Annotated in this window: 18 protein-coding genes; 13 read left to right on the top strand and 5 right to left on the bottom strand. The window is 65.5% G+C overall.

The window, feature by feature from the left end; genetic code table 11:
* Positions 1–127 precede the first annotated feature (127 nt).
* Positions 128–952 carry a hypothetical protein gene (locus GGC65_RS11000; RefSeq protein WP_192647197.1) on the bottom strand — a complete coding sequence of 275 codons (825 nt, stop codon included), beginning with the start codon at positions 950–952 and terminating at the stop codon, positions 128–130.
* A 124-nt stretch (positions 953–1,076) separates the two neighbouring features.
* Positions 1,077–2,354: a phosphoribosylamine--glycine ligase gene (gene purD, locus GGC65_RS10995; RefSeq protein WP_192647196.1), complete on the bottom strand. Its 1,278-nt coding sequence runs from the start codon at positions 2,352–2,354 to the stop codon at positions 1,077–1,079.
* Between purD and xseA the strand changes: the two genes are divergently transcribed.
* The 4 genes from xseA to GGC65_RS10975 all read left to right on the top strand — a co-directional run bounded on the left by xseA (position 2,353) and on the right by GGC65_RS10975 (position 8,399).
* Positions 2,353–3,783 carry an exodeoxyribonuclease VII large subunit gene (gene xseA, locus GGC65_RS10990; RefSeq protein WP_192647195.1) on the top strand — a complete coding sequence of 477 codons (1,431 nt, stop codon included), beginning with the start codon at positions 2,353–2,355 and terminating at the stop codon, positions 3,781–3,783. The genes purD and xseA overlap by 2 nt on opposite strands.
* Before the next feature lie 76 nt (positions 3,784–3,859).
* A complete protein-coding gene (locus GGC65_RS10985; RefSeq protein ID WP_192647194.1) occupies positions 3,860–4,072 on the top strand; it encodes a DUF2093 domain-containing protein in 213 nt (70 codons plus the stop codon).
* Positions 4,069–5,001 (top strand): M23 family metallopeptidase, encoded by a 933-nt coding sequence (locus GGC65_RS10980; RefSeq protein WP_192647193.1) that lies wholly within the window; start codon positions 4,069–4,071, stop codon positions 4,999–5,001. The genes GGC65_RS10985 and GGC65_RS10980 overlap by 4 nt, the downstream gene beginning before the upstream one ends.
* Positions 5,002–5,273: 272 nt before the next feature.
* Positions 5,274–8,399 (top strand): TonB-dependent receptor domain-containing protein, encoded by a 3,126-nt coding sequence (locus GGC65_RS10975; protein WP_192647192.1) that lies wholly within the window; start codon positions 5,274–5,276, stop codon positions 8,397–8,399.
* 215 nt (positions 8,400–8,614) lie between these two features.
* On the opposite strand, the gene GGC65_RS10970 is transcribed toward GGC65_RS10975, so the two are convergent.
* Positions 8,615–9,610, bottom strand: a complete 996-nt coding sequence (locus GGC65_RS10970; RefSeq protein ID WP_225940777.1) for a hypothetical protein — start codon at positions 9,608–9,610, stop codon at positions 8,615–8,617.
* Positions 9,611–9,683: 73 nt separating this feature from the next.
* Here GGC65_RS10970 and GGC65_RS10965 point away from each other — a divergent pair, with 73 nt between their 5' ends.
* The 5 genes from GGC65_RS10965 to GGC65_RS10945 all read left to right on the top strand — a co-directional run bounded on the left by GGC65_RS10965 (position 9,684) and on the right by GGC65_RS10945 (position 12,409).
* Entirely contained in the window at positions 9,684–10,868 is a 1,185-nt protein-coding gene (locus GGC65_RS10965) for an aspartyl/asparaginyl beta-hydroxylase domain-containing protein (RefSeq protein WP_225940776.1), read from the top strand.
* A 117-nt stretch (positions 10,869–10,985) separates the two neighbouring features.
* Positions 10,986–11,315, top strand: coding sequence for a hypothetical protein (locus GGC65_RS10960; protein ID WP_192647189.1), 330 nt, complete (start codon positions 10,986–10,988; stop codon positions 11,313–11,315).
* Between the two features lie 31 nt (positions 11,316–11,346).
* Positions 11,347–11,700 (top strand): hypothetical protein, encoded by a 354-nt coding sequence (locus GGC65_RS10955; RefSeq protein ID WP_192647188.1) that lies wholly within the window; start codon positions 11,347–11,349, stop codon positions 11,698–11,700.
* Between the two features lie 12 nt (positions 11,701–11,712).
* Positions 11,713–12,045: a hypothetical protein gene (locus GGC65_RS10950; RefSeq protein WP_192647187.1), complete on the top strand. Its 333-nt coding sequence runs from the start codon at positions 11,713–11,715 to the stop codon at positions 12,043–12,045.
* Positions 12,046–12,076: 31 nt separating this feature from the next.
* Complete coding sequence (locus GGC65_RS10945; protein WP_225940775.1) at positions 12,077–12,409, top strand: hypothetical protein; 333 nt, start codon at positions 12,077–12,079, stop codon at positions 12,407–12,409.
* Between the two features lie 49 nt (positions 12,410–12,458).
* Here the strand turns inward: GGC65_RS10945 and clpB are convergent, their stop codons facing one another.
* A complete protein-coding gene (gene clpB, locus GGC65_RS10940; RefSeq protein WP_192647186.1) occupies positions 12,459–15,038 on the bottom strand; it encodes an ATP-dependent chaperone ClpB in 2,580 nt (859 codons plus the stop codon).
* A 160-nt stretch (positions 15,039–15,198) separates the two neighbouring features.
* A complete protein-coding gene (locus tag GGC65_RS10935) occupies positions 15,199–16,767 on the bottom strand; it encodes a leucyl aminopeptidase (protein WP_192647185.1) in 1,569 nt (522 codons plus the stop codon).
* Between the two features lie 155 nt (positions 16,768–16,922).
* Here GGC65_RS10935 and GGC65_RS10930 point away from each other — a divergent pair, with 155 nt between their 5' ends.
* The 4 genes from GGC65_RS10930 (at position 16,923) to GGC65_RS10915 (ending at position 23,760) form a co-directional block, all read left to right on the top strand.
* Positions 16,923–19,079: an acylase gene (locus tag GGC65_RS10930; RefSeq protein ID WP_192647184.1), complete on the top strand. Its 2,157-nt coding sequence runs from the start codon at positions 16,923–16,925 to the stop codon at positions 19,077–19,079.
* A 96-nt stretch (positions 19,080–19,175) separates the two neighbouring features.
* On the top strand, positions 19,176–22,055 hold the full coding sequence (locus GGC65_RS10925) for a M16 family metallopeptidase (RefSeq protein WP_192647183.1): 2,880 nt from the start codon (positions 19,176–19,178) through the stop codon (positions 22,053–22,055).
* Between the two features lie 26 nt (positions 22,056–22,081).
* Positions 22,082–22,384 (top strand): hypothetical protein, encoded by a 303-nt coding sequence (locus GGC65_RS10920; RefSeq protein ID WP_192647182.1) that lies wholly within the window; start codon positions 22,082–22,084, stop codon positions 22,382–22,384.
* A gap of 131 nt (positions 22,385–22,515) precedes the next feature.
* A complete protein-coding gene (locus GGC65_RS10915; protein ID WP_192647181.1) occupies positions 22,516–23,760 on the top strand; it encodes a multidrug effflux MFS transporter in 1,245 nt (414 codons plus the stop codon).
* Positions 23,761–23,766: the final 6 nt, after the last annotated feature.

Here is a 23,766-nt window from a genome sequence, read left to right as displayed (position 1 = left end):
GTCCTTTGTGAACCCCGGCGAAAGCCGGGGCCCAGTGCGGAAACGCCAAGGTCAGCGTTGAAATTCTGGGCCCCGGCTTTCGCCGGGGCTCACATCTCGATTGGCCGCCACCGGCCGTCAGCCGATCTCAAAGCTCGCCGCCGAGGGCTCCATATTTCGCTTCGAACCCGGCCTTGTCGCCGCGCGCGAGATAGCCAGCCTGGTCGACGATATTGTCGCGCGCGATGCGGCCCTGGAAGGTGCCGAGCTGTGGGTCGATGCGCGCGATGTCGGCGTCGGTCCAACCGGCAATCTGCTCGAAGCTGGTGATGCCGAGGCCGTTCAGCAGCACGACGAGCTTGGGGCCGACGCCCTTCAGCAATTGCAGATTATCGGCGCCGGTTTTGGGTGCGGGCGCTGCCGGGGCGGGCTTCGCGGCGGGCGGCGGCGGAACCGTCGGCTCTTCGGGGATGGCGGCGGCGGTCTTGGCGGGCGCCGCTTTGGCGGTCTTTTTGGCCGCGGGCTTGGCTGCCGCCTTGGTCGCGGGTTTTGCTACGGATTTTGCTGCCGGTTCCTTGGCCGTCGTTTTCTTTGCGGCGGGCTTGGCCGCAGCCTTTGGTTTCGCGGCCGGCTTGGGCGCGGGAGCCGCGGCCTTGGCGGCCGGTTCGGCGACGGGAGCCGATTTTGCAGCGGGAGCGGGTGCTGGTGCAACCTTGGCGGCCGGCGCGGGCGCCGGCGGCGGCGCAGCGGGGGTGACGGGCGGCGCCTTGGGCTCGATCGGTTTGAAGCGGGCCGGCTCGGCGGCGATGATTTCGGGCTTTACCGGTTCGAGCGGCTTTGCGGGTTTCGCCGGTTCGACCGTCGGTTGCGCGATCTCTTCGGGCTTCGACCGGCCGAACAGCCACCACAGCAGCACGACGGCAACGACGAGTCCGACAACCGCGATAATCCAGTTTTCCTGAAGCCAGGCCATGATCTTCTCCGCTTGTGAATTTCCTTCAGCCTATGCGGGCTTATGGGCCCGGTCTACCTTAACGAACGGGCCACCATGAATTTCTTCGGCATTTCCGCTTTCGCGGCCATGGCGGGGCCGTGGGTCACTCGGCCTCGCGCGCGACCTCACGCCAGCCAATATCGCGGCGGCAAAAGCCGGTCGGGAAATCGAGCTTGTCGACCGCGGCATAGGCGCGTGCCTGTGCCTCGGTGACGCTTTTGCCCGTCGCGGTGACGTTGAGCACGCGGCCGCCGGCGGCCACGATCGTCCGGTCTTCGCGCGCGGTGCCGGCGTGGAAGACGCGTACGCCGCCCGCCTCGGCATCGGCGATGCGCTGGATCGCGCCGCCCTTTTCGGGCGTGCCCGGATAGCCGTTTGCGGCCATCACGACGGTCAGCGCATAATCGTGCGAGAAGGCTGGCGCTTCGGCCGTGGCGATCGCCCGGGTCGCTGCCGCATGGAGCAGCGCGGCGAAATCGCCCCTGAAGCGCATCATCAGCACCTGGCACTCGGGGTCGCCGAAGCGGCAATTATATTCGATCAGCTTCGGGCCTTCAGCCGTCAGCATGAGGCCCGCGAAGAGGACGCCGACATAAGGCGTGCCCTCGGCGGCGAGCGTCGCCACCGTCGGGCGGATGATGCGGTCCATCACCGCCGCTTCGAGGTCGGCGGTGAGCACAGGGGCGGGGCTGTAGGCGCCCATGCCGCCGGTGTTCGGCCCGACATCGCCGTCGCCGACGCGCTTATGGTCCTGCGCGCTGCCGAAGGCGATGACGTCCTTGCCGTCGGACAGCGCGAAGAAGCTCGCTTCCTCGCCGGTCATAAATTCCTCGATCACCACCTCGGCGCCCGCGCTGCCGAAGGCGCCGTCGAACATGTCGTCGATCGCCGCTTCGGCTTCGGGCTGCGTTTCGGCGATGATCACGCCCTTGCCCGCGGCGAGGCCGTCGGCCTTGATCACGACGGGGATCGAAAAGCCTTCGAGGACGGCGAGCGCTTCTTCGGCGCTGGTGCAGCGGACATAGGCGGCGGTCGGGATGCCGGCGCGCGCACAAAGGTCCTTGGTGAAGCCCTTCGAGCCTTCGAGCCGCGCGGCGGCAGCGCTCGGACCGAAGGCCGGAATACCGATCTCGCCGAGGCGGTCGGCGAGGCCCGCGACGAGCGGCGCTTCGGGGCCGACGACGACAAAATCGATCGCATGCGCCTTTACGAAGGCGATCAGCCCGTCGATGTCGTCGACCGAAATCGGGACGCATTCGGCGTAGAGCTCGATCCCCGGGTTGCCCGGTGCGGCATAGAGCTTGGCGCAGCTTGGCGATTGTGCCAACTGCCAGCTGAGCGCATGTTCGCGGCCCCCCGATCCGACCAGCAGGATATTCATGTCAGTCCCTTTTCCCGATACGGCGTCCGACGATGGCACCGAAGCGCGGCTGTTAGCCGAGGCGGCGCCGGGGGACAATGCGCCTGCCTTGTCGGTCAGCCAATTATCGGCGGCGATCAAGCGGACGGTCGAGGACGGTTTTGCGCGCGTGCGCGTGCGCGGCGAGTTATCGGGGACGAAACGCGCGGCATCGGGGCATTTCTATGCGGCGCTGAAGGACGATAATGCCCTGATCGACATGGTGATGTGGAAGGGGCAGGCGGGGCGTCTCGCCTTCCGGCCCGAGGACGGGATCGAGGTGATCGCGACCGGCAAACTCACCACCTATCCGGGGCGGTCGAAATATCAACTCGTCGTCGATACGCTCGAGGTCGCGGGCGAAGGCGCGCTGATGCTGCTCTTCGAGAAACTGAAGGCGCGGCTCGGCGCCGAGGGGCTGTTCGACCGCGAGCGCAAGTACGACCGGCTGCCCTATCTGCCGCGCACGATCGGAGTGGTGACCTCGCCGACGGGCGCGGTGATCCGCGATATCCTTCACCGGCTCGCCGATCGCTGCCCGACACATGTGATCGTGTGGCCGGTGCTGGTGCAGGGCGACGGCGCGGCGGCGCAGGTTGCGAATGCGATCCGCGGTTTCGACGCCATCGAACCCGGCGGGCGGGTGCCGCGCCCCGATCTGGTCATCGTCGCGCGCGGCGGCGGGTCGATCGAGGATCTGTGGGCGTTCAACGAGGAGGTGGTCGTGCGCGCGATCGCCGACTGCCGCATCCCGACGATCAGCGCGGTGGGGCACGAGACCGATGTGACGCTCGCCGACTATGCCGCCGACGTGCGCGCGCCGACGCCGACTGCGGCCGCCGAAATGGCGGTGCCGGTGCGCGCCGAGCTGCAAGCGCAGCTTGCGACATGGAACGGGCGGATCATCGGTGCGGCGAACCGGCATCAGGCGCTGGCGGGCGAGCGACTGACCGCACTCGCGCGCCATTTGCCGAAGCGCGATGCGCTCTATGCACCGCAGCGCCAGCGGCTCGACGATGCGGGCGATCGGCTCGACCGGAGTCAGAGGCACCGGCTGGCGGTGATTTCGGAGCGGCTCGCGACGCGCGGTGCGGCGCTGCGTCCCGCATTGCTCGCGCGGCGCTGGGACCGCGATCGGGCGCTGCTGGAGGGATTGGGACGTTTGCTCGACAGCCTCGATCCGCGCGCGCTGCTGTCGCGCGGCTATGCGATGGTGCGCGATGCCGGGGGAGCGATCGTGACGACCGCTGCCAAGGCGCAGGACGCCGGTCACCTCCGGTTGCAATTCGCCGACGGCGACGTACCGGTGCAGGTCAGTGGGAGCGATGTCCCGCCGCCGTCCATGGCACCGAAGCCTGCGCGCAAGGCGCCGCCCGCGGAGCCCAAACGGGGGCAGGGCGAGCTTTTCTGAGACCGGCAGGGGTGGCCGCGCGGCGCGATGATGCTATAGTCCCGGCCTGACTTGCCCGCCGAATGGATAGAGAATCATGTTGATCGCCAGCCGCAACCGCCTTGCCCGCCTGCAATATGGACCGAATGGCTTTCGCGTCCTCGCGCCCGGCGACCATGTGCTGTGCGCGGTGAGCGGCGTGCCGATCGGGCTCGACGAACTGCGCTACTGGTCGGTCGCGCGGCAGGAGCCCTATGCCACTGCCGAGATTTCGGTGCAGGCCGAACTGGACGCCGCGCGCAAGGCATGAGTTTTGCGAGGGATTGGCGGCGGTATGGGGCGGCGCTTGCGTTCCTGATTGTGGCGGCGGGTTGCGTTCCGGCGGCCGGGACCGATGCGAAGTCCGCGCCGCAGCCAGCGGCTCAGCCCGCCGCCCCGCCGCCTTCTGCGCCCGCACCGCCGCGCGCGCCGGTTCGCGCCGACTTCACATTGGCCGGTCTTGCCGAACAGGGCGCGGTGATGGTGGGGCAGGTGCCGAGCGACACGCGCACGCTCACGCTCGACGGCCAGGCGATCCCGGTCGCGGCCGACGGGCGTTTCCTGATCGCGTTCGACCGCGACGCCGGGACAAGCGCGCGGCTGGTCGCGACACTGGACGGCGGCCGGGTGGTCGAGCGTGCGATCGCGGTCGCTCCGGGCAGCTGGCGGCTCGAGCATATCAACGCCCCCTATCGCGGTGCCGCGACCAGCGACGCCGATTTCGAGCGTCGCCGTCCCGCCGAACTCGCTCAGATTGCCGCGGCGCGCAATATGCAGGTCGCCTCCGACGGATGGCGGCAGAAATTCCGCTGGCCGGTCACGGGGCGCCTGTCGGGTTTCTTCGGGTCGCAGCGTGTCTATCAGGGCAAGCCGGGGACCTATCACAGTGGCACCGACGTCGCGGTGCCCCCGGGGACGCCGTTCGTCGCGCCGGCCGCCGGCGTCGTCGTACTCGCCGCAAGCGCGCCCTTCACGCTCGAGGGAAATCTACTGATCGTCGATCATGGCATGGGGCTCAGCAGTGCCTTCCTGCATTGCCAGCGGCTCGACGTGAAAGTCGGTGACCGGGTGGCGCAGGGGCAGCAGCTCGGAACGGTGGGGCGGACGGGTCGCGCGACCGGGCCGCATATGCACTGGGGGCTCAAATGGCGCGACGCGCGGCTTGATCCCGGTAAGCTCGCGGGACCGATCGGCGGCTGAGCACGTGCGCGCTGGACCCGCGAATTCGTAACCAGTGAAACAATATGTCGCAAATGACGCGCTGCACCATATTGTATTTCGCGGATTCCCGCACTTGTTGCAAATACGTCACAATGCCCCGCGAAACCGCCGTTAGCGCCGGGAATTCGCTTTACTCGACATGAACGAAGTTACATCCCCGCACGCTATCGGGGCATCTGTGCGCGTCGGCTTTGGTCTGCCGCGCGGGGGGTCCGGGTAATTTCAATCCACCAGTAGCAAGGGACTGCACTGTGAAGAAAACCCAATATTCCAAGCTGAAGCTAGGCGCTGCGCCGCTCGTATTGAGCGTCGCCCTGGTTTCGGCTCCTGCCTTTGCGCAGGACGCCGCCGAAGAAGGTGCCGCTCAGTCGGAAATCGTCGTCACCGGCTCGCTGATCCGCAACCCGAACCTCGAACAGTCGACCCCGGTCAACGTCACGACCTCGGACACGATCGAGCTGAAGCAGTCGAACGTCGCCGAAGAAGTCCTGCGCGAAATGCCCGGCGTCGTCCCGAACATGGGTTCGGCCGTCAACAACGGCAACACCGGCGGTTCGTACGTCGACCTTCGCGGCCTCGGCTCGACCCGCAACATCGTCCTGCTGAACGGCAACCGCGTCGCTCCGTCGGACGTCAATGGCCGCGTCGACCTTAACAACATCCCGCTGGCCCTGATCGAGCGCGTCGACGCGCTGACCGGCGCCGCCGTGACCACCTATGGTGCCGACGCCATCACCGGCGTGGTGAACTTCGTGACCAAGCGCGATTTCGCGGGTCTGGAAGTCACCGCTTCGAACCAGATCACCGAACAGGGCGACGGCAACGTCTTCCGCGTCGACGCCACCATCGGTGCGAACTTCGACGATGGCCGCGGTAACGCCGTTCTGAGCATCGGCTACCAGTCGGCCGACGCCGTCTATCAGGGCGCGCGCGGTTTCTCGGACAACACGCTCGACAGCTATTCGGACACGTTCATCGGTTCGGGCACCTCGGTTCCGTCGCGCATCTCGGGTACCCGCCCGCTGAACGCCGATGGTTCGGTCAACACCGATATCGGCACCGCCAACGGCGGCCTGCGCCAGATCAACGCGCAGGGTCAGGCCGTCGGTACGTTCGCGACCTACAACTTCAACCCGTTCAACATCTTCCAGACCCCGTTCGAGCGCTACAACATCTACGCTCAGGCGAACTATGAAGTGTCGGACTCGATCGAAGTCTACACGCGCGGCATGTTCTCGAAGAACAAGGTGTCGACGATCATCGCACCGTCGGGCTCGTTCGGCGGCTCGGTTCCGATCAACCTGAACAACCCCTATCTGTCGGCGACGCTGCGCAACCAGCTCTGCGCCTTCGACGTCGACCCGCGCGCGGGCGTTTATCAGCGCCGCTTCTCGCAGGCAGAATGCGACGCGGCAGCGACCGCAGGTTTCGGCAGCGCAGCCTATCGCCAGACCGGCACCGGCAGCTTCGTCAACGTCGACGTCAACGGCGACGGCGTGACCGATCCCGATGAAGGTTTCAACGACAACCCCGGCATCACGCTGAACCGTCGTACGCCAGAAGTCGGCCCGCGTATCAGCGACTATCAGACGACCTTCTTCGACTATCGCGTCGGCGCCCGTGGCGGCATCACCGACACGATCGACTGGAACATCGAAGGCGCCTATGGCGAATCGGAAAATATCCAGACGATCAAGGGCTATACGTTGCAGTCGCGTTTCCGCCAGGGCTCGCTGGTCGAGGGTACGCTTGCGAACCCCGTCTGCCAGGATCCGTCGAACGGTTGCGTTCCGGTCAACATCTTCGGCCCCGAAGGTTCGATCACCCCGGAAGCTGCTGGTTTCCTTCAGGAAAACAGCTCGACGACCAACCGCACCTCGCTGTCGCAGGTTCGCGCGATCATCTCGGGTGACCTCGGCTTCGCTTCGCCGGGCGCGGTTCAGCCGATCGGCTTCGCTCTTGGTGGCGAATATCGCCGCTACACCGCCCAGCAGTCGTCGGATCTTCTCGCCAAGACCCCGGGTGAACTCGGCGGCGCCGGCGGTGCGGCTCCCGACATCGACGGCGAATACGACGTTTATGAAGCTTATGCCGAAATCGTCGCTCCGCTGATCGAAGACAAGCCCTTCTTCGAAAGCCTGACCCTCGAAGCCGGCATCCGTTATTCGGATTACAGCATCAAGGGTGGCGCGGGTTACGACACCTGGACCTGGAAAGCCGGCGGTAGCTGGGAACCGGGTGCGGGCGTCAAGATCCGTGGTAACTACAGCCGCGCAGTCCGCGCTCCGAACATCGGCGAACTGTTCACGCCGCTTTCGGTTGCGCTGACCAACCTCGGCATCGACCCCTGCGCGGGCTCGGCTCCGACGACCAACGCCAACCTGCGCGCCATCTGTCTTGCACAGGGTGCTCCGGCCGGCACGATCGGCGCGATCGCCAACCCGACCGCGGCTCAGGCCAACATCAACCAGGGCGGCAACCTCGCGCTGCAGCCGGAAAAGGCGAACACCTGGACCATCGGTGCTGTGTTCCAGCCGGACTTCCTGCCGCGCTTCAACCTGTCGGTCGATTACTACAACATCAAGATCGACAACGTGATCGGCGCTCCGCTGCCGGGTGACATCATTGCCGCATGTTTCGGCAACGTCACCGCCGCCAGCGCCGCTGATCCGGCCTGTACGGTTATCCGCCGTAACCCGCTCACCGGCGGTCTCGACGGTGACGCAGCGACCACGCCGGGCCTCTTCGGCCAGACGAACAACAATGGTCGCCTGTTCACCGACGGCATCGACTTGCTGATGAACTGGAACACCGATCTCGGCTTCGCAAGCCTCGACTGGTCGTTCGTCGGTAACTGGACGCACTCGTCGAAGTTCAAGTCGGACGTGAACCTGGCGTCGTCGCTCAACCGCGAATGCGTCGGCTACTACAGCGTGAACTGCTCGTTCACGGGCTCGATCCAGCCCGAGTACCAGTTCTCGAACCGCTTCACGCTCGGCTTCGACAAGGTCGACCTGTCGCTGCTGTGGCGCTGGCAGGACAGCGTGTCGTTCGAGCCCGCACAGCTTGAAGCCGACATCGCCAACACCGTCGGTAACGCGGATTGCCCCGATGCTCTCGGTGCCGATCCGGGCGCTTGCGTCGTCGACGAGAAGTTCCGCAAGATCAAGTCGCAGCACTATTTCGACCTGACGGGCCGTTTCACCGTCAGCGACAATCTGGTGGTGACGCTGACCGTGCAGAACCTGCTCGACAACAAGCCGCCGATCGTTGGCAACACCATCGGTTCGACCACCTACAACAGCGGCAACACCTTCCCGGCGACGTACGACGCCCTGGGTCGTCGTTACGCTGTGTCGGCAAAGCTGAAGTTCTAGTCGCTTCACGCTTCGGCAAGAATTGGGGGCGGACAGCAATGTCCGCCCCTTTTTCTATGGGGCCGAAGGGCAAGTTTGGTGGCGGCTTGGGGGTGGGAAGCGGAGGCTCGATCCCCATCCTCGTGCCCCACACTTGATCCGGGGGTCTATAACGATGGGGCGGCTTCCGCTCGCAATCAGCGGTAGACGAGGCCGATCACCAGCCCGGCGGGCGCTCAGCGCGTCAGAAGCGGAGCGGGCAGGGTGAGCGGGATGCCGGCCTGGTCGGCGACGGCTTCGGCCCAGCCGACGACTTGCGCAATCTCTTCGCCATAGGCCGCTTCGGCTTCGGCCAGATCGCGCTGTCGTTCGCCGGCCGCGAAGGGCGCCCCCGATTTGCTGTTCCGGGCGAACGCAGGATGGCCGGCGATCGAAGTAGGATCGCCGGTGAGGCCCAGATGATCCATCGCCGCCGCAACCGCAGCAGAGGGATTCTGCGTCAGCACCTTGCTGTCGAGCGAAGCGATCCGGCCCGGCGCCCATGCGAGCAGCGCGGCAAAGGCTTGTTGCTGCGCGAGCCAGCCCACCGCGGCGACCTGAAGATCCGATTGCCGGAAATAGTCGCGCGCCTCGAAGCCGAGCTGGACGAAGCCATCGGCCAGATAACCCTCGAGCAGTTCGCGGCACCACAACCGGCACCACATGCCCTTGCGCGCAACCGACAGCAGGAAATCGCGCAGCGGTGCATGGAGCAGGATCGCACGCGCTTCGGGACGCAGCATCAGGGCGCCGCGGGCAAGCGGATTGAAAATATTCGACGGCTTGACGATCACCGCCTCGTCGGGGGTGAAGCCGCGCCCGAGCATGGCCAGCGCATCGTCCATCACCCGCGCATGATCGCGCGGGCTCGCGCCGCGGCGCCGCCAACCGACCATATCGTTGAGCAGGACTGGTTCGGACAGGCTGGTCGCGACGCCCGGCTGGTCGAGCGCTTGCGCGAGCATCGTCGAGGCGCAATAGGCCGAATGAAACAGGAAATGCAGCGGAGGCGACCGGCCTTCCGCGGCGGTTCGGCAATCGGCGCGGCGCAGCACGACGGGCGATTCTTCCTCGCCGAGATGCAGGTCGGTCAGGAAAGGAACATCGGCTCGCTGCGTGCGGCCGACGCGCCGAAAATGAAAGGCGTCATGGCCGGGGTCGTAGCGATGCGCGAGCCATTCGGTATCGCTCATTATGGCAGCAATTGAAGGCTCCGGGGTCATCAATCGACCTTGCCGATTGCCCCCGCCGATGGCAAGCATAGCCATGACCAGCGCACCTCCACCCGCCTCATCCGTCGAGGCAAATCGGCTTGGAATTTCAGCCCTGCAAGCCGGGGACGCGGCGGCGGCGGCGCAGCATTTTGCGGCGGCGATTTCCGGCGATCCGCATTCGGGGGCGCTCCAACGCAACCTCGCCTCGGCATGGCGCGCGCTTGGCGATGACGCGCGCGAACTCGCAGCGCTCGATGCTGCCCTTGCGGTCGATCGTCGCGACTTGATGGCATGGATCCGCAAAGCGGAACGTCATGAGGCACGCAACGACAAGGGCGCCGCGCTCGCGGCGTGGAGCGCGGCGATTGCGCTTGGCGCACAGCATAATCCGGTGCCGCCGCCGCTCGAGGCGCTACTCGCGCATGGGCAGGCTTTTGTCGCGGCGGCGACCGATACGATGTTCACCGCGGCGTCGGGCGCGTTCGCGGCAGTTCGGGGCGACCTGTCGGAAACCGAGGCACGCCGCGGCGAGGTCTTCATTGCGAGCGCGCTCGGCCGCCGCCGTATCTATCAAAATGAGTGCGCGGGCATCTATTATCCCTTCCTGCCTGCCGACGAATTCTTCGACCGCGGCCATTTCCAGTGGTTCGCCGAAATCGAGGCGCAAACGGGCGCGATCCGTGCCGAGTTGCAGGCCTTGCTCGACGATCCGGGTGAGGCGCTGCGGCCCTATGTGAAGATGGATGCAGGGACGCCCGAATCGATCTGGTCCGGACTCGACAACCGGCTCGACTGGGGCGCCTGCTTCCTCTGGGAATATGGCGAACCCAACCAAGTGGTGCTCGACCGTTGCCCCGTAACGGCGGCTGCGCTCGCGGCGATTCCGGGCGCGCGCATTCCGGGACGGGCGCCGAGCGCATTTTTTTCGATGTTGAAGCCGCACACGCGCATCCCGCCGCACACGGGCGTCACCAATACGCGCGCGATCGTCCACCTGCCGCTGATCGTTCCGCCAGGCTGTGGCTTTCGGGTTGGCGGAGAGACGCGTGCGTGGGAAGAGGGCGTGGCGTTCGCCTTTGACGACACGATCGAGCATGAGGCGTGGAACGACAGCGACGAGCTGCGCGCGGTGCTGATCTTCGATGTCTGGAACCCGCATTTGAGCGAGCGCGAACGCGATCTCCTCCAGCGCTATTTCGCGTCGGCCGATGCGTCGGGTTATGCCGTTCCGCGCTAGGCTTTCTGCGGCTTCGGGGCGCCTGTTGCTGGCCGAAATTCAGCTTTGCGAAAGGCCCCATGCCCCATATGATGGCGCCATGAGGCTGCGGGTGGGGCCCGCGGTAGGAGGAATTGCATGAACCATATTCTGCCCGCATTCGTCGCGGCCGCGCTGCTCGCCGCGCCGGCCGCTTTGGCTGCCGAAGCTGGTGCCGATCGCGCACCGCCGCCCAAGCCGCCATCGGCGATGACGCCGACCGAGATCAAGGCGTATAATGAGGGGCTTCCCCAGACCCACCCTTATTATATCAAGTGCCGCAAGATGCTGGAAATCGGTTCGCTCGTGAAGAAGAACCGCACCTGCTACACGAACGAAAAGTGGAAAGAGGTCATCGCGAACAGCAGCCAGAATGCGCGTGACACGACCGAGCAATTTGTGAGCGGCGGGGGTAGTTCGTCGAACTGAGCGCCCGGCGATCCGGTGTAGGAGAGTGACGATGCGTAGACTTGTTTGCCTGGGGGCTCTGGCGTGCATATCGGCAGCTCCCGCTCTCGCTGGCGAAACCGAAACCCCGCTGGGGCGGGCGCCGTCAGAGATGTCGGGCGCCGAGATCGACGCCTATAACCAAGGTCGCGTCGCGACCGACGCAGACTATATCCGCTGCCGCCGGATCGAGCAGCCGGGATCGCTCGTCAAGAAATTGCGCGTTTGCAACACCAATGCCGAATGGAAACGGGTAACCGACAAGGGCAATCAAGACGCGCGCGATTCGATGGAAATACTGGCGCGCGGCTGGAGCAATTCGCAAGAGCCCCCGGGCACCATGGTGCCTGAGATTCGCCCGCAATAAAGGGGCCATAGCATGCTGACGATGATGATTGCGCTCGCGCTCGCCACGTCGAGCACACCGACGACCGTCGCCGCGACCGATCGCCGACCCCCGCTCGATCGTCCCGCCTCTACGATGACGGGAACCGAGATCAAGGCTTATAACGTGGGGCTTGCGCCGACGCATCCCGACTTCATCAAGTGCCGCAAGATCGAGGAGGTCGGATCGCTCGTCAAAAAGGCGCGCGTCTGCCACACCAACGAGCAGTGGAAACAGCTGTGGGTGCAAGGCAACCAAGATTCGCGCGACACGATGGACGCCTATTCGAGCAAGGCGGGCGATTGCCGCGCGACAGGGACTTGCTGAGGCGGTGTTTCGGTCGCGACGGGAGGGGCCGTTGATCCGGACGATGTCGGTGCTGACCCTTGCCGCTTACGCGCTGCCCGCTGCCGGCGAGGACTCGGACCGCCGTCCGCCGCTCGGTCGACCCGCCTCGACAATGACTGGTAGCGAGATCAAGGCGTACAATGTCGGACTCGCGCCCACGCATCCCGACTTTATCAAGTGCCGGAAGATCGAGGAGATCGGCTCGCTCGTCAAAAAGGCGCGCGTTTGCCACACCAACGATGAGTGGAAAAGGCTCTGGGAGCAGGGAAATCGCGACTCGCGTGAAACGGTAGAGCATTTCGGCAGCAAGGGGAGCGGCTGTCCGCCGACCGCCGTCTGCTAGGGCTGCGGTCGGAAATAAATAAGGGCGGCATCTCTGCCGCCCTTTTCGTTTATGCCGGCGTGAGTTTCAGCGCGCCGTCGCCTTCGTCGACCTTGATCGTCGAGCCGTCGCGGACTTCGCCCTTCAGGATCAGGTCGGCGAGCGGGTCCTGCAGATATTTCTGCACCGCGCGCTTGAGCGGCCGTGCGCCATAGACGGGGTCGTAGCCGACACGGCCGAGCCAGGCGCGTGCCGCATCGGTCAGGTCGAGCGTCACCTTGCGGTCGGTCAGCAGCTTCTGGACGCGCGCGACCTGAATGTCGACGATGCCGCCCATATGCTGCTGCGCGAGGCGGTTGAAGAGCACGATCTCGTCGAGCCGATTCAGGAACTCGGGCCGGAAATGCGCGCGCACGACTTCCATCACCGCGGGCTCGGCCTGTTCGACCGGCGCGTCGTCGGGGAGCGCGGCGATCGCCTGGCTGCCGAGGTTCGAGGTCAGGATGATCAGCGTGTTGGTAAAGTCGACCGTGCGGCCCTGCCCGTCGGTCAGGCGCCCGTCGTCGAGCACCTGCAGCAGGATGTTGAACACGTCCTGATGCGCCTTTTCGACCTCGTCGAACAGCACGACCTGATAGGGCCGCCGCCGCACCGCTTCGGTGAGCGTGCCGCCCTCTTCATAACCGACATAGCCCGGGGGCGCGCCGACGAGCCGCGCGACGCTGTGCTTTTCCATGAATTCGGACATGTCGATACGGACCATCGCATTGTCGTCGTCGAACAGGAACCGCGCGAGCGCCTTGGTGAGTTCGGTCTTGCCGACACCGGTGGGGCCGAGGAACAGGAAGCTGCCGAGCGGACGGTTGGGATCCTGAAGGCCGGCACGCGCGCGGCGGACGGCGGTCGAAACCGCGCGGACGGCATCGTCCTGGCCGATGACGCGCTTCTCGAGCGTCGACTCCATCGCGAGCAATTTTTCGCGCTCGCCTTCCATCATCCGGTCGACGGGAATGCCGGTCCATTTGCTCACGACTGCGGCGATGTCGTCGGCGGTGACTTCCTCGCGCAGCATCGCGTTGCCCGCAGCCGCCTGCGCTTCCTCAAGCCTTTTTTCGAGGCCGGGGATGGTGCCGTAGCTGAGCTCGCCCGCCTTCGCGAGGTCGCCGGCGCGCTGCGCCTGATCGAGCGCCGAGCGCGCGGCGTCGAGCTCTTCCTTGATCTTGGCTTCGGCGTGGATCTTGTCCTTTTCGGCGTGCCATTTCTGGGTGAGCTCGGCCGACTGCTGCTCGAGGTTGGCGAGCTCGCCTTGCAGGGTCGCCAGCCGGTCCTTCGACGCGGCGTCGTTTTCCTTGCCCAGCGCGGCTTCCTCGATCTTCATCTGGATGATGCGGCGGTCGAGGCTCTCGATTTCCTCTGGCTTCGATTCGACCTCCATGCGGATGCGGCTCGCGGCCTCGTCCATCAGGTCGATCGCCTTGTCGGGCAGGAAGCGGTCGGAGATATAGCGGTTCGATAGCGTCGCCGCGGCGACGATCGCGCCGTCGGTGATCCGCACACCATGGTGCAGCTCATACTTCTCCTTGATGCCGCGAAGGATCGAGATCGAATCCTCGACCGTCGGCTCGCCGACGAAGACGGGCTGGAAGCGCCGCTGGAGCGCGGGGTCCTTTTCGACATGCTTGCGATATTCGTCGAGCGTCGTCGCGCCGATGCAATGCAGCTCGCCGCGTGCGAGTGCGGGCTTCAGCAGGTTCGAGGCGTCCATCGCGCCCTCGCCCTTGCCCGCGCCGACGAGCGTGTGCATCTCGTCGATGAAGAGGATGATCTCGCCCTCGGCGGCCTTCACATCGTCGAGCACGCCCTTCAGGCGCTCCTCGAACTCGCCGCGATATTTCGCGCCCGCGATCAGCGCGCCCATGTCGAGCGACAGCAGGCGGCGGTCCTTCAGGCTGTCCGGCACGTCGCCGTTGACGATGCGCAGCGCGAGGCCTTCGGCGATTGCGGTCTTGCCGACCCCGGCCTCGCCGATCAGGACCGGATTGTTCTTGGTGCGGCGCGCGAGGATCTGGATCGTGCGGCGGATTTCCTCGTCGCGGCCGATCACCGGGTCGAGCTTGCCCTCGCGCGCAACCTCGGTGAGGTCGCGGGCGAATTTCTTGAGCGCGTCATAGCGGTCTTCGGCCGAGGCCGTATCGGCGGTGCGGCCACCCGTCAGCTTGGTGATCGCGGCGTTGAGCGCGTCGGGCTTCACGCCCGCGTCGGCCAAGGCCTTGCCCACCGGCGTACTCGGCGCGAGCACCATCGCGAGCAGGATATTCTGGACCGCGACGAACTCGCTGCCGGCCTTGGCGGCAACCTGTTCGGACTGGTCGAGCAGACGCACGGCATCATTGTCGAGCCCCGGCGTCTGCTGCGCGCCTGAGCCCGATACGGCGGGCACCTTGGCGAGCAGCGCGTCGATACCCTGTGTGGCACGCGCGACGTCGCCGCCGCTTTCGCGGATCAGGCCTGCGGCCATGCCCTGATTGTCTTCGAGCAGCGCTTTCGCGATATGCTCGGGCGAAATCCGCTGATGGTTCATGCGGATCGCGATCGTCTGCGCCGCCTGCAAAAAGCCCTTGGCGCGGTCGGTAAATTTTTCGAGGTTCATTCAGAAAGCCCCTTTCTCGCCGAGCAAGATAGTGTTGCCATTGTGCAACACAAGGGGCTTGCAACCAGTTCCGTTCGCATCGAGCGAAGTCGAGATGCCCATCGTGGCGCACGCCTTCACGGTGTCTCGACTTCGCTCGACACGAACGGAAGATGGAACGCTATTTGCCCGACCGCGCGAATTGGTCGAGCAGCCGGACGCCGAAGCCGGTCATGTCTTTCGGGACGAGCGGCGAGGCCTTTTCGGTGCGGTTGACCCCGGCGATGTCCAGATGCGCCCATGGAGTCGCCTCGTCGACGAAGAAACCGATGAAATGCGCACCCAAGCTCGCGCCGGGGCCCTGTCCGGTCGCCGAGTTGCGAATGTCGGCGATGTCGGACTTCATCCGCTCGGCATAATCCTTGTGGAGCGGCAGCCGCCACAATTCCTCGCCGCTTGCGGTGCCCGCGGCGGTCAGCCGCGCGGCGAGCGCCTCGTCGCGCGCGAAAAGCCCCGCATAGCTGTTGTCGAGCGCGCCGACGACCGCGCCAGTGAGCGTTGCGATGTTGACGATTGCCTTGGGCTTATAGGTTTTGGCAACATATTCATTGGCATCGGCGAGGACGAGGCGCCCTTCGGCGTCGGCATTGACCATCTCGATCGTCTTGCCCGACATGGTGCGCGTGACGTCGCCGGGGCGCTGCGCATTGCCGTCGGGCATGTTTTCGGCGAGCGCGGCGACGCCGACGACATGCACCGGCGCGCGTGACTTGGCGAGCGAGACGACCGCGCCGATCGCCGACGCGGCACCCGACATATCTCCCTTCATATTGCCCATCCCGGCGCCGGGTTTCAGCGACAGGCCGCCCGAATCGAAGGTGATGCCCTTGCCGACGAAGGCCGTCGGCGAGTCGGGCGAGCCCGCGCCGCGATAGCGAACGAGCAACAGGCGCGATCCGCGCGGGCTGCCCTGGCCGACACCGACGATCGTCCCCATGCCGAGCTTACGCATCGCGGCCTCGTCGAGCACTTCGATGCTGACGCCCGCCACACCGGCGAAAGCTTTGCGCACTTCGGCCACGAAGGTCTCGGGATAGATGACGTTCGCGGGTTCGTTCGCAAGGTCGCGCGACAGGCGCACACCGTCGGCCAGCGGCTTCCAGCGGTTGGTGAACGCCGCCTCGGCGCCCGACGGATTGGCGCCGACGAGGGTCACGGCGCCGGTCGCGGGCGCCTTTTTGCCGACGGTCTGATAGCGGTCGAAGCGATATTGGCCGAGCGTGAAGCCATAGGCGACATCGGCGGCACTTGTGTCGCCAAAGGCGCCCGCGATCGCCACCGGCTGCGCTTCGCTCTTGAGTTCCTGCGCGGCCTTTCCGCCCGCTTCGGCAAGAGCGAGCGACGACGGCGTCGCGCCCGCCCCGACGAGCAGGATGCGCGGGTACGCGCCGATGCCGCGCAGCGACAGGGTCGAGCCGGCCTTGCCGTCGAAGCTCGCCGCCGCGATGGCTGCCGTGACCGCCTGCCGTTCGGCCGCGTTCAGCGTCACGCCGTCCAGCGGCGGCAGCGTGGCATTGGTCATCACGACGACGAGTGCGGCGCCTGCGGGGGCGTTGGTGGCAAAACCGATCGCGCGCTCGGCACTATTCGCGGCGGTTGCCGGAACGACGCCCGATCCGGCGATGCCCTGTGCCATCGCGGCGGGCGCGAGGGCGAGCGACAGGCAAGCGGAAAGGAGCAGATGTTTCATGCGCATGGTTCGATATCCCCGTTGTTCAATGACCTCCACCTTGCATAGCGACACTCCGCGCGCCCGCAAATTCGGCTCGACGAACGACAGTCGCTTGCCATCGGATGACATGGCGGTCACATAGCCTTGCGCGCCAAACCGTAAGAGGACCAACGATGCTGCAACGGATTTTTCTGGGGTTCCTGTTGCTGCTGGCGGTTGTCGCCGTGTCGCTCGTGTTCTGGGAACCGCTGACCGCCGAAGCGCCCGCTGCGCCTGCTTTCAAGCCGACCGACGTCCGCATCGCGCGCGACAAATTCGGTGTGCCGCATATCTTCGGCAAGACCGACGCCGATGTCGCCTATGGCGTCGCCTATGCGCACGCCGAGGATGATTTCTCGACCTTGCAGGAGGTGCTCGCGATGACGCGCGGCCGGGCGGGGGCGATGCTCGGCGAGGATGGTGCGAAGATCGACTATGCCGAGGCGCTGCTGGACGTCCGTGCGACGACCGCGCGCGACTGGCCGCGGCTGCCCGCTGATGTGAAGGCGCTGTTCACTGCCTATGCGGCGGGGCTCAACCATTATGCCGACAAGCATCCGGGCGAGGTCCGCCTGTCGGGGCTGTTCCCGGTGACCGGCGAAGATGTCGTCGCGGGCTTCGTGCTGCGCTCGCCCTTTTTCTTCGGGCTCGATTCGGTGCTCGGTTCGCTCGTCGAGGATAAGGCGTTGAGCCGCGAAGGCGGCCCCGCGCTCGATGCGACGGGCAAGCTTGTCCCGCGCGAATTGACGCCGGTCGGCACCGACCCGGCCGACAATGGATCGAACGGCATGGCGGTCGCGCCGGCGCGCTCGACCGATGGTGCGACGCGGCTCGTGTCGAACTCGCACCAACCATGGACGGGCGGCGTCGCCTGGTACGAACTCGTCGTCCATTCGCAGGAAGGTTGGGACTTTGCCGGCGCGAACTTCCCCGGCTCGCCTTATCCCTTCCTCGGCCACAATAAATATCTCGGCTGGACGAACACGGTGAACCGGCCCGATCTGATCGACGTGTACAAGCTGACCCTCGACGAGAGCGGCGAGAACTACCGTTTCGACGGTGCGTGGCGACCGCTCGAAGAAAAGCGCATCTGGCTGAAGGTCAAGGTCGGCCCGTTCGTGCTGCCCGTGCCGCGCACCATCTGGCGCTCGGTCCACGGGCCGGTCGTGAAGAACGAAAAGGGCGCCTTTGCGATCCGTTATGCCGGGATCGACCAGGCGAATATGGTCACGCAATATTACAGGCTGAACAAGGCGAAGAGCTTTGCCGAATGGCGCGCCGCGATGGCGGGGCAGGGCGTGCCCGCGACCAATTTCATCTACGCCGATGCGAAGGGCAACATCGGGCTTTTCTACAACGCGATGTTCCCCGACCGGCCGGCCGGGTTCAACTGGCGCGGGGTGCTGCCTGGCGACACGTCGGCGGACCTGTGGACGAAGACATTGCCGTTCGACCGTGTGCCCGCGCTGGTCAATCCGCGCTCGGGCTATGTGATGAACGCGAACAACACGCCGTGGGTCGCGGCGGGGCCGGGGGACGAACTCGATGCCGCGGCTTTCTCTCCGCTGCTCGGGATCGAGGACGATATGACCAACCGCGCGACGCGGCTGATCGAATTGTTCGAGGCGTCGGGGCAGATCGACGCAGCACGGCTGCGCGCGATCAAATATGACACCGCCTATGCGAAGACGGGCTATGCGGCGGCGTGGATGCGCCGTCTGCTCGCGCTCGACACGAAGGACGATCCGGCGCTCGCACAGGCGCAGAAACTGCTGCGCGAATGGGACTGGAACCTTGATGGCAAGGGCAAGGGCGACGCGCTGGCGCTGATGGTGCTGCGGCCTGCGAACGGCAGCCACTACCAGCGCCGCGCCGCGCCCGATCCGCGCGCCGTGCTCAAAGAAACGGTGGCGCATCTGCAGGAGCATTTCGACGGCCTCGACCCGAAGCTCGGGACGGTGCTGCGGCTTCGCCACGGCGAGGGAGCGAACCGCATCGATCTGCCGCTCGACGGTGGCAATGATACGGTGCGCGCCTCGACCCTGTGGGACGCCGAACCCGACGGGCGGCTGAAGGTGCGTCATGGCGACAGCTTCATCATGTTCGTGACATGGGACAAGGCCGGCAAGGTTCAGTCCGAATCGATCCAGCCCTTCGGATCGGCGACGACGCGGCCGGACAGCCCGCATTATAACGATCAGGCGCCGCTGTTTGTGCAGCACAAGCTGAAGCCCGTGCTGTTCGATCCGGCGGCGCTGAAGGCGAGCGGGGCGCGCTTCTATCGGCCTTGAAAGCGGCAAACTGCTGTCCTAAACCGTTGATACAGTGCCGTCCGGCACCCGGTCGCAATCAGGCCCGAATGGCCTGTGTCCGTAAAAAGGATTTCCATGTCCCGTTTCCATCGCTTCGCCCTGGCCCTCGCGGTCACCACCTCGCTCGTCGCTGCGGGCCCCGCGCTCGCCCAGGCGAAGGCCGCGAACCCGGCGCCGATCGCCGAGCTCGTCAAGGCGGTCGATATTCCGTACCAGAGCTTCACGCTCGACAATGGCCTCCGCGTCATCGTGCACGAAGACCGCAAGGCGCCCGTCGTCGCGGTGTCGGTGTGGTATCGCGTCGGATCGAAACACGAGCCCAAGGGCAAGACGGGTTTTGCGCACCTGTTCGAGCATCTGATGTTCAACGGCTCGGAAAATTCGCCAGGCGATTTCTTCGAGCCGCTGCAACAGGTCGGCGCGACCGACAGCAACGGCACGACCAATGTCGACCGCACCAATTATTTCGAGACGGTGCCGACCGGCGCGCTCGACCGTGCGCTCTTCCTCGAAAGCGACCGCATGGGGCATCTGCTCGGCGCGGTGACGCAGGAAAAGCTCGATAACCAGCGCGGCGTAGTTCAGAACGAAAAGCGTCAGGGCGACAATAATCCCTATGGCCTGTTGCGTTACGAGATCTTCGAAAATCTCTTCCCGACCGGCCATCCCTATCACCACAGCACGATCGGCTCGATGGGCGACCTCAATTCGGCGAGCCTTGGCGATGTAAAGAAGTGGTTCACCGACAATTACGGCCCGAACAATGCGGTGCTGGTGCTCGCGGGCGACGTGAATGTCGCCACTGCAAAAGCCAAGGTGCAGGAATGGTTCGGCGACATCCCGCGCGGCCCCGCGGTGGCAATGCCCACAGTATCGGTGCCGACGCTGCCCGCGCCGCTGGCGAAGGAGGTTAAGGACCTCATTCCGACGACACGCATCTATCGCATGTGGGCGATCCCCGGGCTCAACGATCCCGAGGCGGTGCCGCTGCAGATGGCGATGAGCGTGCTCGGCGGTCTGTCCTCGTCGCGCCTCGACAATGCGCTGGTGCGCAAGGATCCGGTCGCGGTGAGCGTGTCGGCGGTGGCGCAGCCGTTCGAGGACGCGGGCATCTTGCTGGTTCAGGCCGATGTGAAGCCGGGCGTCGATGCGAAGCTCGTCACAGAGCGGCTCGACGCCGAAATCGCGAGCTTCCTCGCGACGGGGCCGACCGCCGACGAATTGCAGCGCACCGCCGCAAGCTACCTCGCGGGCACGATCTCGGGGCTCGAATCGGTCGGCGGTTTTGGCGGCAAGGCGGTGACGCTGGCCGAGGGCGCGCTCTATTCGAACAATCCCGCTTACTACAAAGTCGAACTCGACCGGATGGCGAAGGCGACGCCCGAGCAGGTGAAGGCGGTTGCCAATAAATGGCTGTCGCGCCCGGCCTTCTCGCTGACCTACACGCCCGGCGAACGTACCGAGGGCGGCGAAAATCGCGGCGGCGCGGTGACGGGCGGCAAGGCGACCGAAGCGGTCCAGCCCGATCGCTACTGGAACGAGGCGCTCGGCGATGTCGGCCCCGATACCGGCGGTGCGTCGTCGTTCGCCGACCGTTCGCAGCTGCCCGCGGTTGCCGACCTCAAGGCTCTCGACTTCCCGGCGATCGAGCGCGCCAAGCTCAAAAATGGCGTCGAGGTCGTTTTTGCGCGCCGCACGACGGTGCCGACGGTCAATGTCGCGGTCAGCTTCGATGCGGGCTATGCCGCCGATCCGCACAGCGCGCTCGGCACGCAGTCGCTGATGCTCAGCCTGATGGACGAGGGCACGCAAAATCTCGATTCGATCGCCTTTGCCGAGGCGAAGGAACGGCTCGGCGCGCAGATCGATGCGAGTGCCAATGCCGACGAGACGGTGTTCAGCCTGTTTGCGCTCAAGCCTAATTTGCAGGCTTCGCTCGGCCTGCTCGCCGACTATATCCGCAATCCGGCGTTCGACGCTAAGGAACTCGAGCGGGTGCGCGCGCAGCAGCTCAACCGGCTGAAGGCCGAACTCAATAATCCGAGCGCAATCGCCTCACGCGTGCTGACGCCGGTGCTGTATGGCGCCGACCATCCCTATGGCATCCCGCCGTCGGGCCTCGGCAATGCGAAGTCGGTGGCGGCGGCGACGCGTGACCAGCTTGCGGCATTCCATTCGGCGTGGATCCGTCCCGACAATGCGCGCATCTTCGTCGTCGGCGATACGACGCTCGCCGAGGTCAAGAAGCAGCTCGACGCAACGCTGGGCCAGTGGCAGTCGCCCGCGACAGCGAAGCCGGTCAAGCATTTCGAGGTTGCGATCCCCGCGCCGAAACCGCGTATCCTGTTGTTCGACCGTCCTAAATCGCCGCAGTCGGTGATCCTCGCCGGCAAGGTGCTCGACGCCAAGGGCGGCGACGAGCTTGAAGTGCTGCGGTCGGCGAACGACATTTTTGGCGGCAATTTCCTGTCGCGCTTCAACACCAATTTGCGCGAGACCAAGGGCTGGTCCTATGGCGTGCGCAGCCGCATCTCGGGTGACCAGGACCGGTTGACCTGGGTCGCCTCGGCGCCGGTGCAGGCCGACCGCACGGGCGATTCGATCAAGGAGCTGCAAAGCGACCTCAAAAGCTTCCTCGGCGACAAGGGCGTGACGAAGGAAGAACTCGAACGCACGATCAACGGCAGCGTGCGCGAACTGCCCGGCAGCTTCGAAACGTCGGGCGACGTGCTCGGCGGGCTCCGCCAGATCGTGAAGTTCGGTCGCCCCGACAATTATTACGAGACGCTGCCCGCCACCTATGAGGCGATGACCGCGGCCGAAATTGATGCCGCGGCGCGGAAAGCGCTCAGCACCGACGATCTCGTCTATGTCGTCGTCGGTGACGCCGCGGTGGTAAAACCGCAGCTTGACGGATTGGGTCTGCCGGTGGAAACGGTGTCCCTCGATAACTAACATCAGTTTCAGTAAGGAGAGCCCCAATGTCCCAAGTCGATGGCAGCTATGATTGCGTCACCAAGTCGCCGATGGGCGACCAGAAGTCGGTTTTCACCGTCAACAGCGACGGCGGCAGCTTCACCGGCCAGAATGCCGGCGCGATGGGTTCGCTCGATGTCGAAAATGGCAAGGTCGATGGCAACAAGCTGACCTGGACCATGAACATGAAGGTGCCGATGCCGATGACGCTCGAATGCGAAGCGACGATCGACGGCGACGCGCTGACCGGTACGATCAAGGCCGGTGCGTTCGGTTCGATGGCGATGACCGGCACCCGTCAGGGTTAAGCGGTACGTCAGGATATGCGAAGGGCCGTCCATGCCGGGCGGCCCTTTTGCTTTGCATAGCAATGCCCTTTGGCGTTGCAGGCCATTCGGGGGCTATCCAAAGCGGCACCATGGGCGCATAGGCTGCCGCCATGCACAAGCCGGCCCAATCCCCCCAGCGGAGCCTGCCGGGCGACCGTGAGATGGTGGTCATGATGGCGATGGTCATGGCGCTGAATGCGCTCGCCATCGATTCGATGCTGCCCGCGCTGCCCGCGATCGGTCACGCGCTGGGGGTCACCGTCGCCAATGATCGCCAGCACGTTATCTCGATCTACCTGCTCGGCATCGGCTTTGGCTCGCTGCTTTACGGGCCGCTGTCGGACCGCTTTGGGCGCAAGGGCGTGCTTGTCCCGGCGCTCTTCGCCTATCTCGCGCTCGCTGTCGGCTGCGGGCTCGCGACGAGTTTCGCGATGCTGCTCGTGCTGCGCTTCATCCACGGGCTGGTCAGTGCTGCGCTCGGGGTCATCGTCGTGGCGGTCATCCGCGACCTGTTTGCGGGCGATGCGATGGCAAAGCGGCTGTCGTTGATCTTCCTCGTCTTCATGATCGTGCCGATCATCGCGCCGACGATCGGCGCGGGGATCGCCGCGGTCGCGGGCTGGCGCGCGATCTTCGTCGTGCTCGCGGTGATGTCGATCGTGATGCTGCTCTGGCTGCGCCGCCTTCCGGAGACGTTAGACCCGGCCGATGTGCGCCCGCTCGATCTCAAGACGATGATCGCGGGCTGGGCGACGGTGACGCGGCACCGCCGCGCCGCGGGCTATATGATCGCGTCGGGGATGATGCAGGGCGCACTCTACGGCTATCTCAACAGCAGCGAGCAGATCATTTCAGAGGTGTTCGGCGCGCAGGCGATGTTCCCGCTGATCTTCGCCTGCGTCGCGGTGGGGATCGCGATCGCCAATTTCTCGAACGCCGCAATCGTCGAGCGCTTCGGCGCGCGGCGGGTGTCGCAGTCGGCGGTCTTCGCTTTCATGGCGACCTCGATCCTCCAGATCGTCGCGGCATTGAGCGGAGCGGAGACTTTGTGGATGTTCACCGCGCTGATGATGGTCAACGTCGGGCTCGTCGGCTTTATCGGCAGCAACTTCGGGTCGATTGCGATGGAGGATTTCGGCCATATGGCCGGCGTCGCCTCGTCGTATCAAAGCTTTGCCAAGACGCTGCTGGCGGCGACCGTCGGTGCGACGATCGGTCAGCAATATGACGGCACGACGCTGCCGCTGGCCTATGCCTTCCTGATCAGCGCGGTGGTCGGCCTGACCTTGGTGTTCTGGGCCGAGCGCGGAAAGCTGTTCACGCGGCCGGGAACCGCACCGAAAAGCCCTTATTGACGATCG

This window comes from Sphingopyxis sp. OAS728, assembly GCF_014873485.1.
In the GTDB taxonomy this organism is placed as follows: domain Bacteria; phylum Pseudomonadota; class Alphaproteobacteria; order Sphingomonadales; family Sphingomonadaceae; genus Sphingopyxis.
The sequence above is the reverse complement of the archived record's forward strand: the minus strand, read 5'-3'. Positions and strand labels throughout refer to the sequence as shown.

Bases quoted from the DNA above. Each gene is read 5' to 3' on its own strand.
- GGC65_RS11000 (WP_192647197.1), bottom strand. From the start codon at position 952: ATGGCCTGGCTTCAGGAAAACTGGATTATCGCGGTTGTCGGACTCGTC.
- xseA (WP_192647195.1), top strand. From the start codon at position 2,353: ATGTCAGTCCCTTTTCCCGATACGGCGTCCGACGATGGCACCGAAGCG.
- purD (WP_192647196.1), bottom strand. From the start codon at position 2,354: ATGAATATCCTGCTGGTCGGATCGGGGGGCCGCGAACATGCGCTCAGC.
- GGC65_RS10985 (WP_192647194.1), top strand. From the start codon at position 3,860: ATGTTGATCGCCAGCCGCAACCGCCTTGCCCGCCTGCAATATGGACCG.
- GGC65_RS10980 (WP_192647193.1), top strand. From the start codon at position 4,069: ATGAGTTTTGCGAGGGATTGGCGGCGGTATGGGGCGGCGCTTGCGTTC.
- GGC65_RS10970 (WP_225940777.1), bottom strand. From the start codon at position 9,610: ATGAGCGATACCGAATGGCTCGCGCATCGCTACGACCCCGGCCATGAC.
- GGC65_RS10965 (WP_225940776.1), top strand. From the start codon at position 9,684: ATGACCAGCGCACCTCCACCCGCCTCATCCGTCGAGGCAAATCGGCTT.
- GGC65_RS10960 (WP_192647189.1), top strand. From the start codon at position 10,986: ATGAACCATATTCTGCCCGCATTCGTCGCGGCCGCGCTGCTCGCCGCG.
- GGC65_RS10955 (WP_192647188.1), top strand. From the start codon at position 11,347: ATGCGTAGACTTGTTTGCCTGGGGGCTCTGGCGTGCATATCGGCAGCT.
- GGC65_RS10950 (WP_192647187.1), top strand. From the start codon at position 11,713: ATGCTGACGATGATGATTGCGCTCGCGCTCGCCACGTCGAGCACACCG.
- clpB (WP_192647186.1), bottom strand. From the start codon at position 15,038: ATGAACCTCGAAAAATTTACCGACCGCGCCAAGGGCTTTTTGCAGGCG.
- GGC65_RS10935 (WP_192647185.1), bottom strand. From the start codon at position 16,767: ATGAAACATCTGCTCCTTTCCGCTTGCCTGTCGCTCGCCCTCGCGCCC.
- GGC65_RS10930 (WP_192647184.1), top strand. From the start codon at position 16,923: ATGCTGCAACGGATTTTTCTGGGGTTCCTGTTGCTGCTGGCGGTTGTC.
- GGC65_RS10925 (WP_192647183.1), top strand. From the start codon at position 19,176: ATGTCCCGTTTCCATCGCTTCGCCCTGGCCCTCGCGGTCACCACCTCG.
- GGC65_RS10920 (WP_192647182.1), top strand. From the start codon at position 22,082: ATGTCCCAAGTCGATGGCAGCTATGATTGCGTCACCAAGTCGCCGATG.
- GGC65_RS10915 (WP_192647181.1), top strand. From the start codon at position 22,516: ATGCACAAGCCGGCCCAATCCCCCCAGCGGAGCCTGCCGGGCGACCGT.